Here is a 13,578-nt window from a genome sequence, read left to right on the forward strand (position 1 = left end):
TTTATTTCACGTTTCAGGTTGTCAATCTTTATCCCGATGGTCGAAACCGTCGGCTATGTTTCATATAGCAATCATGTAATATTTTAATTTCAAGGAAAAATCAATTTAATACTTGCCATCAAAATGACTGTTCCTAAAACCATTTTTAATGTTCGGTTAGAAAAAGAACCACTTCCATAAAATCCGCCTAGCATTCCTCCTACTACGGCAATTGGAACTAAATAAAAACTTTCTATCGGAATTGTTTTTCCTCCTAAAAAGAATCCCAGCATTCCTGCAAATGAATTCACAAAAATGAATAAACTCGAAATCGCTGCCGACTCTTTAACAGAAGCCCATCCTAAAAACAATAAAATCGGACTTAAAATTATTCCGCCTCCAATTCCCAGCATGCCGGACAATAATCCGATGGTAAAACCAATTAATAATGCAAAAGGTAAATTAATTTTTACTTCTTCTTTTTCTTTAAAATTAAATATTCCGAATAATCTTAATGCCGCAAAAATCAATACAATTCCTAAAACTATTTTGTAAATTGTATTATCTAAAGTTATAAAACCACCAATAAATGCGGCGGGAATAGAAGCAATTGCAAACGGATAAAAGAGCGTTGGTTTAAAGTAATTATTTCGGTAGTAAAACAAAAACGAAATACTGGAAACAAATAAATTCAACAATAAAGCAGATGGTTTCATAATCGAAATAGGAAACGCAAAAATGCTCATCAAAGCCAAATAACCCGAAGCTCCACCGTGCCCAACGCTTGAATATAAAAACGCAATAACGATTAAGGCGAAACTGAATAATACTATATTTTCGGAACTAAGGAGACTCATTTTTTGGTTTAATTGTTTAATCGTTTTTTTGCTTCAATCTATTTTCTTCTTCTATTTTCTTTTCTCTATTTTCTTTCTTCTTAAAAAAACTAATCAATTGGCAAAATAGTCACTAATTGTCCTTCTTTTATATTTTCTAGATCTTGCTCTACAATTACCAATCCGTTTGCAATAGCAAAAGAGTTAAGCATCGCCGAACTTTGACCATCTAAAATTGTTACGTTTGTTTCGTCGTATTTTGCTTTTAAAAACAACGTTTTTCCTGTATCATTTTTGATTTCAGAATTTACCTTTCGAACTACTTTTGGTTTATGAATTTCAGAAAAACCCATTTTATTTTTCACTGCCGGCAAAACATAAATATAAAAATTAGTCAATGACGAAGCTGGATTTCCTGGAAGTGCAAAAACTAAAGTTTCTTTTTTAGATCCAAAAAACATTGGTTTTCCAGGCTTTTGGTTGATTTTATAAAATAGTTCTTCTACTCCATTTTTCAATAACGCTTCTTTTACAAAATCGTAGTCACCTACAGAAATTCCACCCGAAATTAATACGATATCATTCTTTTTTAAAATTGATTTTAATGCCTTCTTCGTGGCTTTTAGATTATCTTTTACTCTGTAAACTTTCGTTTTTTCGATTCCAATTGTCTCAAGTGCTGCCTGAAGCATAATAGAATTACTTTCGAATATTTTTCCTTTTTTTAGTTTTTTTCCAGGCTCTACTAATTCATTTCCAGTAACTAAAATACCTATTTTGGGCTTTTTATAAACTTCAATTTCTGTAATTCCCAAACAAGCTAGAAATCCAATTGCGGCAGGAGTCAACAAAGTATTAGGTTCGAAAACAACATCACCTTTGCCAATTTGCTCTCCTTTTGCACGAACATTTGTATTTTTCTCTGGCATTTGAGCAATTAGAATTGAATCTGTATTGGCCATTACATGCTCCTGCATTACCACTGTATCAGCATCGTCTGGAACATAGGCACCAGTAAATATTCTGATGGCTTCATTTTGTTTTAGTTTGATATTGGAGTGATCTCCAGCCTGAGAAATCCCTACAATATCGTATTGATGTCTTATACTGTGCGTAAAAGCATACCCATCCATTGCAGATTGACGAAAAGGAGGCATAGAAATTGGCGAGTAAATTGTTTCTGCCAAAACATAGCCTCGCGCTTTCTGTACTTTAATTTTCTGCGTTGGCATAACATTACTATTCGTTGCTACAATTTCTAAAGCTTCTTTTACTTCTATCATTATTTATTTAGTTAAACTAAGTATAAATACTTATTACAAATATAAGTATTTAATATTAGGATGGATCAAATTTTGAATTTTCTTTTTCGTCTTTATAAAATTACTTTAATTTATTCAAAATCAACTTTAAAATTTCATTACAATTAATCTGTTTTTTAATTTGAAAAAGGTTATATGATAGTTTTTAACATTTTTTGCCTGAATATGAGACATTAAAAACCTTAAAATTGAGGTTTAAAATAATGTAAAATACTACATTTCAACCAGCAGGAAAAATTTATTTTAACAAATGTTCGAAGTATATGTTCTTTTGAAATCTCTTTAAAATAAGGGCTTAACAAATACAATAGAAGTTTAAACGTATATATAAACGAAGTTTTTTCAAAAAAAAATCAACAAACTTTTGGTTTTTATTATATAAAAATTAACTTTGTCTATAGGATTAGTAGAGTTTAAAATAATATTTCAAACCATAAAAACTATTATTGTGAAAACAACAGAAAGCATATCGTATTACATTCTTCCTAAAAAGTACACCTATAACACTTGCTGTTATATGTGCTTCTGTTGCTAAAACCTACTTTTATTTTATTTGCTATTTGATATTCTGTTACAGCAAATTTCTTAAAAAACACCATCAAAAAAATATTTACTGAATTTTACCCAAAAATCTCTCTGATGCATTTTCTGCGTTGGATGGATTCTTGAAACCACACCTATTATTCAATAATTTAAATAACTAACAACTAAAAAAACTAAAATGAAAACAATGCAAACCTGCTGCTGTAAATAAAAAAAGCCATTTCTGCGGCAACAGAAATGGCAAGGCTTAAAGAACATTTATCACTAAATCAAGAACACTTTTAGAGTGCTGTATAAACAGTGCTCAGGGCGTCTTGTTAATTACTTAAAACCAGTACAAAGAAATGAAAAAAAAGTTAAACATATACATACCGCTGTTTCTACTCTTCATAACGGCGGGAATACATGCCCAAAATACTACACCTCTTATACAGTCTAAACTTGACGGAACTGTTGTAGACGCTATTACAAATCAGCCAATTATAGGAGCTTCTGTTACAATTAAAGGAACAACTCACGGCGTTGTGACAGATGCGGAAGGAAAATTTTATTTTCAGACAGGACAAAAATTTCCATATACTTTACTTGTAAGTTACATTGGATATAAAAAAGCAGAAATTATTGTTGAAAAAAATCCAGTTACCATTAGTCTTAAAGAAGAACGCCAAGAACTTGATGAATTGGTCGTTGTTGGATACGGAACTCAGAAAAGAAAAGACATTACAGGTTCTGTAGCTTCTGTGCCTAAAGCTAATTTATCTCAGGTGACTTCTTCGGCAGATAATCTTCTAAGAGGTGCTATTTCTGGAGTGGTAGTTACGCAAAGTTCTGGACGTCCTGGTGCTTCTTCTAGTGTTCGTATTCGTGGAGGAAACTCTATAACTGCTGGTAATGAACCGCTGTATGTTGTAGATGGAATCTTAATTTACAATGATAATTCTAACAGCTCTGCGGGAGTAGCTTATGCAGGTTCTAGTGTTAATGTTTTGTCAACTATCAACCCTGCCGATATTGAATCAATCGAAGTATTGAAAGATGCTTCTGCAACAGCAATTTACGGTTCTCGAGGTGCCAATGGTGTTGTCATTATTACCACTAAAAAAGGAACGAAGGGACAAGATAATATTTCGTATCAAGGTTATTTTGGATTTCAGAATATTTCGAAAAAACTTAGGATAATGAATGCCAGCGAATGGGCAAGTTTAAGAAACGATGTTCAAGCCAGTATTGGTCAGGCGCCTTCTTTTTCTGCAGCGCAGATAGAAGCCTTAAAAACTTCTGGAAATTATGACTGGCAGTCTGCGGCATTTGTAACTGCAGCACCAATACAAAGTCATAACTTGTCTTTTTCTGGAGGTGATGAAAGATCAAGATATGCTATATCTGCTGGTTATTTTGATCAAGACGGAATTGTTTTGGGTAGTGATTTTAAACGTATTTCACTTCGTGCTAACTACGAAAGAAATTATTCTCAGAATTTCAAATTTGGTGTAAATGCTAATTATACCAATTCAGTATCAAATGGAGTAGGTGCCAGCAGCAGCGGAGGAAGAAATCCAAACCCTTTAGTTGGTGTTTTATTGACTGCTCCCGTTGTTCCTATAAAAAACGATAATGGAAGTTATAATGTTACTAATAACCCTTATGCTACTTCTGTAAATGGTTATGTTCCTAACCCCATTAATGATTTAGAAAACACTACTAACGAAACTAAAATCAATAGAATTTTAACCAGCTTATTTGGTGAATACAAAATCACTAAAAAATTAACCGCTAAAGTTGCAGTAAGTGGTGATGTCATCAATACAAAACAAAATTACTACGCTCCTGCAAACACATCAAATGGTGCAGGAACAAAAGGTTTAGCTTCTGTTGGTGAAAGAGCTGTAAGTTCTGTTTTAAATGAAAATACCTTAAACTACAATACAAATTTTGGCGAAAATCATAAATTCTCTGCTTTAGGAGGTTATACACTTCAATATACAAAAGGAGAAGTTGTTAATGCAGGAGCACAGACATTTGTAAATGATGCTAATACATACAATGCTTTGCAAGATGGTGTGCCAGTAAAACCATACAGCGATGCTTACGAAAGTGTTTTAAAATCATGGCTGGCAAGAGTAAATTACTCTTATAAAGGAAAATACAACTTCACAGTGTCTGGACGTGCAGATGGTTCTTCTAGATTTGGTTCTGAATCACTTTGGGGTTACTTCCCTTCTGCTGGATTTTCATGGAATATTACTGACGAAGAATTTGCAAATAACATAAAAGGTGTAACAGAAGCAAAACTTAGAATTACTGCTGGAACAACAGGAAATCAGGAAATTGGAAATTATCTTTCGCTGGCTTCAATGGGCTCTGTAAACTATTCTTTTGGAGGTACATTGTATACAGGGTTGGCTCCTACCCGATTGGCAAATCCAGATTTAAGATGGGAAAAAACAAATCAATATAATGTTGGATTGGATTTATCATTATTAGATCGAAAAATCAATTTTGTATTTGATGTGTATTACAAAAAAACAAAAGATTTGTTAATCAATGTACCAGTTCCATTGAGTTCGGGTTATGCAACTGTTCTTCAAAATATTGGAGGTGTTGAAAATAAAGGTCTTGAGATTGGTTTGACAACAGAAAACATCAAAACAGAAAATTTCGCTTGGAATTCAAACATCGTATTTTCTGCCAATAAAAATAAAGTTACAGAAATAGGAAATGGCGTTAATGAATTTTTCCCTGTAGTTCCAAATGGTTCTCTACTACAGCAGCAGCCTGTTATTGTAAAAGTTGGTCTGCCTTTGGGAAGCTTCTGGGGATATAAAACAAACGGGATTTTCCAAACTCAGGAAGAAGTAAATACACAGCCAAAAATTAACAGTTTAGCCAATACAAAAGTCGGAGACAGAAAATATGTGGATGCAAATGGCGACGGCGTAATCAATGCATTGGACAAAGGAAATTTAGGAACTTCTCAGCCAAAATTTGTTGGAAGTTTTAGCAACACGATATCTTATCATGATTTTGATTTAAATTTCTCTTTTCAAGGATCTTATGGCGGTAAAATTTTCAATGCTTTAAATCAGCAGTTAGAAATTTCTACGCTGGGAACAAATGCAGCATCTACTTTAAATGATCGCTGGACACCAACAAACCCAAGCAATGAAATTCCTAGGGCAACAAGTTCCCCATTAGGAATTGTTTCTGAGCGCTATGTAGAAGATGCTTCCTTCTTAAGATTAAAATTAATCACATTAGGATATACTTTACCAAAAAGCGTTTCTAAAAAATTAGGAACAAAAAGCGTGAAATTTTATATCTCAGCAGAAAACCTAATTACATGGACAAAATACACTGGTTATGATCCAGAGGTAAGTTCATACGAACAAAACAACTTATATCCGGGAATTGATTTTGGTTCTTATCCAAACTCTAAAACATTCATCTCGGGCTTGAACGTAACTTTCTAAGTAAAAAAAATATAAAATGAAAAAGATTATTATAACATTCCTTTTTAGTGCCGGTTTACTTGTATCGTGCACGGAACTAGAGGTAACGCCTACCTCTTTTGTAACAGAAGACAATTACTTTATAACCCAGGATGATGCTGTAGCTAGTGTAACTGCAGTTTACGCTTCGTTAAGTATTGATCCGGGAGAGCAGAGTTTATTTGGAAGAAACCTTTATTTCTTAACAGATATGGGTTCAGATTATGCTGCAGCTGGAGTTTCTGCCACAAATCCGCAAGTTAGAGCAATGAGCAGTTTAACGCATGATGCAACAAATGACCGTGTTCAAGTAGCTTGGAGACAAATTTACAATGGAATCAACAGAGCGAATGTGTCGATTGATAATATCCCGAAAGTAGCTGGAAATGAAGTTATCAAAACTAGGCTAATCAATGAAGCAAAATTCATACGAGGATTGTTGTATTTTCAAGCAGTGCGTCTTTGGGGCGGTGTCCCAATTGTTTTACACGAAGCAAAATCTATTAATTTAGGAGACTTAAAAACTAACAGAGCAACTGTAGAAGAAGTTTATACTCAGATTATTCAAGACTTGACTGATGCTGAAGCTTTACCTCCTACTTACACTGCTGCAGATGCCGGCCGTGCAACTTCTGGAGCTGCAAAAGCAATTTTGGCAAAAGTTTATTTGACGAGAAAAGACTGGCCAAATGCAATTTTAAAAGCTAGAGAAGTAATTAACGGCGGATATGGATATGCTTTGTTTGAAGATTTTCAAGATATCTTCACAAAAACCAAAAAGAACGGAAAAGAGCATATTTTTTCTGTTCAGTTTGAACCTAATCAAGCAGGAAACGGATCTAGCGGAAGTACTTTTCAATCAACATCATTTACTGGATTTACTGCGACAGAACCAGCAGATATTATTTCAGACGTAGCATTATTTTATGACATTTATGCGCCTGGAGATAAAAGAAGAGATGTGAGTTACGCCAAACAATTGCTGAATCCCACAACTGGAACGCTATACACATTTCCGAAACCAATTTTCAAAAAATACTTGGATTTAACCAATTTAGCAACACCTGGAAATGTCGCTATCAACTTTCCAATTATTCGTTATGCCGATATCTTATTGTCTTTAGCGGAAGCGATAAATGAACAAAGCGGACCAACTGCCGAAACTTACGAATTAATCAATCAGGTAAGAAGAAGAGCTTTTGGAAAACCAATTACGACTCCAGATGCAGCTGTTGATTTGGCAGGACTAAATCAGACAACGTTTAGAGCGGCAATTCAGGAAGAACGTAAAAAAGAATTTGTTCAGGAAGGACAGCGCTGGTTCGACTTGGTAAGATGGGGAACTCTGGTTACTGAAGTGAAAAAAGTAACGGCTAAAAATTCGGTTTCAGAAAGAAATAATCTTTATCCAATTCCTCAAAGCGAACGAAATATTAACCCTGACGGTTTACCTCAAAACCCTGGATATTAATCTAAAAAGTAACTAAAAAAACTATAAAATCATGAAAAAATTAAATAACCTTTTAAACAAAAGTCCAAAAACGGGGCTTTTGTTTACCGCTTTTCTAGCCGTCCAGATCGGGTTTGCACAAGAAAACACAGAATTTAAAGGAACTGTTGGCAAAACTTTGGCTGATTCTAAAGAATATTGGCCAGAACCAGTAAAAGCTCCAAAAGGTGCTCCAAATATTGTTTGGATTTTATTGGATGACGTTGGATTTGGTGCTGCAAGTACTTTTGGAGGTTTAATCAATACACCTACTTTTGATAATCTGGCTAATAATGGTTTACGTTATACGAATTTCCATACTACTGCAATTTGTGCTCCAACACGTGCTGCGTTATTAACAGGAAGAAATTCAGGAAGAGTTCACGTAAGCGGATTTTCTCACACTATTTTATCTGCTGGTTTCCCAGGATGGGACGGAAGAATTCCTTCTGATAAAGGAACAATCGCTGAGATTTTGCGTGAAAACGGATACAATACTTTTGCAGTTGGTAAATATGGCGTAACACCAGACGAAGATGCTACAGATGCAGGTCCGTTTGACAGATGGCCGACAGGAAAAGGTTTCGATCATTTTTACGGATTTTTGGGTTCACAGACGGATCAATACAATCCTGATTTGGTTGAAGATCAAGTTCATATTAAACCTGACGGACGTCATTTAAATGAATTAATTACAGACAAAGCAATCAGCTATATTCAAAAACAACAAAAAGCCGCACCTGGAAAACCATTCTTTTTATACTACGCACCGGGAGCAGCGCACGCACCTCATCAAGTTGCTACAAAATGGAGCGATCCTTATAAAGGAAAATTTGACGAAGGTTATGATGTTTACCGCGAAAAAGTAATTGCAAACCAAAAGAAATTAGGTGTTATTCCTGCCAATGCGGTGTTGCCAGAACGCAACCCATTGATTACAGATTGGAAAAAATTGACTCCAGAACAAAAGAAAGTTTATGCTAGATTTATGGAAGTTTATGCTGGTTTCTTGACTTATACAGATTATGAAGTTGGAAGAGTCGTAAATTATTTAAAAGAAAGCGGACAGCTTGACAATACTTTGATTTTTGTAGCAATTGGAGATAATGGAGCTAGTAAAGAAGGAACTACAGAAGGAACAATCAATCAAAGTTTGTTTTCTCAAGGTATATCTGACGAGGAAAATTTAAAGAAAAACTTAGCTAATATTGATGAAATTGGTACGCCAAAAGGGTTAAATACCAATTATCCGTTAGGATGGGCTCAAGCAACAAATGTTCCGTTTAAAAACTGGAAACAAGATGCCCAATCTGAAGGAGGAACACATAATCCGTTAATTGTTTTTTATCCAAACGGAATTAAAGACAAAGGCGGTATTAGAAATCAATACAGCCACGTAACCGATTTGCTTCCAACAACATTGGATATTGTGGGAATTAAAGCTCCAGAATACATCAAAGGAATCAAGCAAGATATTATTCAAGGTTCTTCATTCCAGGCCTCATTAGATAATCCGAAAGCAGAATCTTTACACAAAGTTCAATATTACTATATCTTCGGAAACAGAGCAATTTACAAAGATGGTTGGAAAGCTGGAGCAGCACATCTTCCAGATTCGTTTGCCGTTAAAAAAGCTTTTGGTAAAAATGAAAAGCCTGCACCAAGTAATTTCGATACTGATGTTTGGGAATTGTACAACTTAAACGAAGATTTTAACGAGCGTAATAATCTTGCGAAAAAATATCCTGAGAAACTGGCAGAGCTTCAAAAATTGTTTGATGAACAGGCAAAAGAAAACAACGTTTACCCGTTAATAGACTGGCAGGATGTGTACAACAGACGAATCCATAATACAGGAGCCGATAAAGGAAAAACAGTGTCTGATTTGATTAAACAGGCTACTAAACCCGGAGGATCCAATAATTAATAATGAATAAATCAACCTATGTAGGTTTTAAAACCTTCTAGGTTGATTTCAAACAATAAAAATAAAAATTTAACCGTTGAAACACTTCCAACCATTCAAAAAGTGAAGTAAAACAACAAATTCTAACAAATTAATGAAAAAATAAAAAATAAAACTCTACTAAATCCATAGAATTAGAAGTTAAATTATTTATTTTTACATTAAAGAATTAAAATTCAAAAAGATATGAAACGAGTAGATTATGAAATCATAGGGAAAAAGATTGTCGTTGGGGCAATCCTATTTTTAGTTCCGCTGGTAATTTTAGCTGGAGGATTAGCATTAATTAATCAATTTTTAAAATAAGAAATCATGGCAATAGTTCAAAAAGAAAAATTAACAAGAGATTTAACGATAAGTTTTTTCATCTATTCATTGCCGGTAGTGGCAATTTACCTTTATTTTAAACTAACAGGCGGATCAGTAACTGATTCTCATATTGCGCTTCCTGGATTTTTAGAATTCGCAAAACCTGCTTTTGAAAATATCCGCACTTGGGGATTAACAGTTTTTATGCTGGTTTTGGGAGTTATCGAATTTGCAGCAGGTTTGTACGATGACGAATGGACAGGCGAAGAACGTAAAATTGATATCGTTTGTTTTTTAGCTCCAAAATTACTTTTACCGCCGGTAATTGCCTTTTTTAGTTTAACAGCTTTGCCTTATTTACTTCCAAATCTGTCAAATGCATTGGCATGGGTTCCGTTTTGGGGAGGGTTTTTCTTAATTGCAATTGCAGACGATTTAACGCAGTATTGGTATCATAGACTGCATCACCAAGTTCCGTTTTTATGGCGTTTTCATAGAACACATCACTCAGCTCCATACATGGGAATGGCGATGGCTTCTAGACAAAACTTTATTTACACGGTTTTCTTTTCTCAAATTTATTTGACGGCAACGTTAACGTATTTAGGTTTAGGATTACCAGCTTTATTTGTTTTAGTAATCAAAAGTTTCATCACTTTGGGCGCACATTCAAGTATTGCTTGGGACAAGCCATTTTACAAATACAAAGTTTTGCATCCAATTGCATGGGTTTTAGAAAGATTGATTTCTACTCCAGCAACCCACCACGCACACCACGCAGATACAAGCGGAGATGGCGTTGGACATTTTAAAGGAAACTTCGGAAACATGTTTTTTATCTGGGATGTAATCTTCGGAACTGGATTAATCACTCGTAAATTCCCAGAATCATACGGAACAAAATCATACAAACAAGAAGAATGGTACGCACAATTTTTATGGCCAATTTTCAAGTCTAAAAAAGAAGGAAGTTCTCTTGCAGAAGGTGTATTGTCACTACCAATAAAAGCCAAACCAGTTTCTGAAGAACAACCGCAAGCTCCAGTACTAGAACAAGCGTAATGGTATGAGAAATAAAATCTTAAAAACCAGTATAACAGCAATTGCCTTTGTATGGGCAGTTGCTGCTTTTTCGCAAAATGAAAATCATAGTTCATTATCGTTAGATTCATTTTATTCGAAAATAAAAAGTCAAAAAAATCCGCAGATTGTAGACGCGCGAACGCCAGAAGAATTTGCTTTAAATCATATTGAAGGTGCTGTAAATTTCAACCTTCAATCTGAAAATTATGACCAATATGTGGCTAAACTAGATAAATCTAAACCTGTTTTTATCTATTCTATTGGAGCCGGCAGAAGTGTTATTTTAGAAAAAGAATTACTAAAAACGGGATTTTCAGAAGCGTATAGCTTAGAAGGCGGTATTGCAAATTGGATTGGCGGCGGAAAACCGTTTTATTCCAATCTTAAAAGCAAATTATCCTTAAAAGAATTCAATAAAATAATTGCAGATAACAAAACGGTTTTAGTAGATATTGGTTCCAAATATTGTGGTCCGTGTAAAAAAGTAAAACCTGTTTTAGAAACGATTAGAGGAGAATATAGTTCGAATTTAAAAATCGTAGAAATCGAATTAGAAGATAGTCCGCAGGTTATTGCAGATCTAAAAACAATTAAAGTTTTTCCAACTTTACTCTTATACCAAGATGGAAAAATTGTGTTTAAAAAAGAAGGCATCAGCGATTTAAAAAATGAAGTTGATGTTGCATTGGCTTCGAAATAATACTTGATTTTTTACTTCTGAAGAAGTTCATCTAATTAACTAAAACACATCCGCATTATGTCAGGCTGAGCGAAGTCGAAGCCACGCTATCAAAATCGACAATATTTGAAAGACCACTTTTAAAGATTCTTCGAAATGAAAAAATGCGCATAAAATTCAAAAATAACTAACCAAAACCAATATGCCAGCATATAAAAAAATAACCAAGATCGTTATACCCATTTTAATTATTCTGCTTATTCTAGCCGCCTTTCTATTCTGGCCAATCAATACCAATGAAACCCTAGTAAAAGAAGATCAAAAACTAGCCGAAGGAAAAAACGAATTTTTAGCATCAAAAGTTGCTGCTGATTCCGTTTCTGGAAAAAAGACCAATATTATTATTCTTTTAGCCGATGATTTAGGCAAATATGATATTTCGCTCTACGGCGGAAAATCGACTCCAACACCACAGATTGATTCTCTGGCAGCATCTGGCGTTACATTTACAGATGGATATGCATCGGCTGCGATTTGTTCGCCTTCGAGAGCTGGATTAATAACAGGAAGATATCAGGAACGTTTTGGACATGAATATCAGCCAGGCGATCGTTATCCTAAAAACAACTTAGAATATTATGCTTTTAAATATTTGCTGGATACCAATAATTGGAAATTAAACGATAAGATCAAATATCCAAATGACGCCTCTATTGCAACGCAGGGTTTGCCAAAATCTGAAATTACTTTTGCCGATTTAGCCAAAAGACAAGGTTACAGCACCGGTATTATCGGGAAATGGCATTTGGGACATAACAAAGGATTTTTTCCGCTGGATAGAGGTTTCGATTACCATTACGGATTTTATCAGGCTTTTTCATTATATGCTCCAGAAGATAATAATCCTGATATTGTAAATCATCATCATAAAGATTTTACCGATAAAACGATTTGGGGAAAAGGCCGTGTCGGAATTGGACAAATTCGCCGAGACAATACCATAATTGATGAAAAAGCGTATTTAACAGAAAAATTTGCTGACGAAGCCGAAGCTTTTATCGATAAAAATAAAAACAAACCTTTCTTGCTGTACATTCCTTTTAATGCACCACACACGCCATTTCAGGTTCGAAAAAAATATTACGATCGTTTTCCGAATGTAAAAGACGAAAACAAACGCGTTTATTTTGCGATGATCAGCGCTTTGGATGATGCGATTGGCAGAATTCGTGCAAAAGTGAAAAAAGAAGGACTTGAAGAGAATACTTTAATCATTTTTGCCAGTGATAATGGCGGTGCCGATTATACTTTTGCCACAACAAATGCACCGTTAAAAGGCGGTAAATTTTCTCATTTTGAAGGCGGTATAAATGTTCCTTTTGCACTTTCGTGGAAAGGAAAAATCAAACCAAATACGGTTTACAAAAAACCGGTTAGTACTTTAGATTTTTTCACCACAATTGCCGCAGCCATACATTCTGATTTACCAAAAGATAGAGTTTATGACGGTGTAGATCTAGTTGCAACAGTAAATGAAAATAAAACAGCTCATAAAGATTTATACTGGCGCTCGGGCGATGCAAAAGCGATTAGAAGCGGCGACTGGAAATTAATCATTAGCGGCAAAACACATGAAAATTGGCTGTATAATCTTGCTTCTGATAAATTTGAAACAACAGATCTAGCGCAGAAAAATCCAGAAAAGGTAAAAGAATTGCAAACTGCTTTACAAACTTGGGAAAAAGGTTTGATTGATCCGCTTTGGCCAAATCTAACCTATTATGAATTTGATTTTGGAAAACAAAAATACTTTGTAGATCTCTAATCATCCTTTACACAAACCCGACAGGTTTTAAAAAGCTGTCGGGTTTAATCTAAAATTCA

Annotated in this window: 8 protein-coding genes; 6 read left to right on the top strand and 2 right to left on the bottom strand. The window is 34.5% G+C overall.

Annotation, left to right across the window (positions count from 1 at the left end):
• Positions 1–89 precede the first annotated feature (89 nt).
• Positions 90–836 carry a sulfite exporter TauE/SafE family protein gene (locus QMG60_RS20395; protein WP_281866225.1) on the bottom strand — a complete coding sequence of 249 codons (747 nt, stop codon included), beginning with the start codon at positions 834–836 and terminating at the stop codon, positions 90–92.
• Between the two features lie 89 nt (positions 837–925).
• Entirely contained in the window at positions 926–2,098 is a 1,173-nt protein-coding gene (gene glp, locus QMG60_RS20400; RefSeq protein WP_281866226.1) for a gephyrin-like molybdotransferase Glp, read from the bottom strand.
• Between the two features lie 926 nt (positions 2,099–3,024).
• Here glp and QMG60_RS20405 point away from each other — a divergent pair.
• The 6 genes from QMG60_RS20405 to QMG60_RS20430 all read left to right on the top strand — a co-directional run bounded on the left by QMG60_RS20405 (position 3,025) and on the right by QMG60_RS20430 (position 13,519).
• On the top strand, positions 3,025–6,150 hold the full coding sequence (locus tag QMG60_RS20405) for a TonB-dependent receptor (RefSeq protein ID WP_134140036.1): 3,126 nt from the start codon (positions 3,025–3,027) through the stop codon (positions 6,148–6,150).
• Positions 6,151–6,166: 16 nt separating this feature from the next.
• Positions 6,167–7,639, top strand: coding sequence for a RagB/SusD family nutrient uptake outer membrane protein (locus tag QMG60_RS20410; RefSeq protein ID WP_057116592.1), 1,473 nt, complete (start codon positions 6,167–6,169; stop codon positions 7,637–7,639).
• A 31-nt stretch (positions 7,640–7,670) separates the two neighbouring features.
• Positions 7,671–9,584 carry an arylsulfatase gene (locus tag QMG60_RS20415; protein ID WP_281866227.1) on the top strand — a complete coding sequence of 638 codons (1,914 nt, stop codon included), beginning with the start codon at positions 7,671–7,673 and terminating at the stop codon, positions 9,582–9,584.
• A 351-nt stretch (positions 9,585–9,935) separates the two neighbouring features.
• Positions 9,936–10,994, top strand: coding sequence for a sterol desaturase family protein (locus QMG60_RS20420; RefSeq protein WP_281866228.1), 1,059 nt, complete (start codon positions 9,936–9,938; stop codon positions 10,992–10,994).
• A gap of 4 nt (positions 10,995–10,998) precedes the next feature.
• A complete protein-coding gene (locus QMG60_RS20425; protein ID WP_281866229.1) occupies positions 10,999–11,715 on the top strand; it encodes a thioredoxin domain-containing protein in 717 nt (238 codons plus the stop codon).
• 181 nt (positions 11,716–11,896) lie between these two features.
• On the top strand, positions 11,897–13,519 hold the full coding sequence (locus QMG60_RS20430) for a sulfatase-like hydrolase/transferase (RefSeq protein ID WP_281866230.1): 1,623 nt from the start codon (positions 11,897–11,899) through the stop codon (positions 13,517–13,519).
• Positions 13,520–13,578 lie beyond the last annotated feature (59 nt).

Origin of the sequence: Flavobacterium sp. GSB-24 (assembly GCF_027924665.1) — a bacterium.
Classification (GTDB): domain Bacteria; phylum Bacteroidota; class Bacteroidia; order Flavobacteriales; family Flavobacteriaceae; genus Flavobacterium.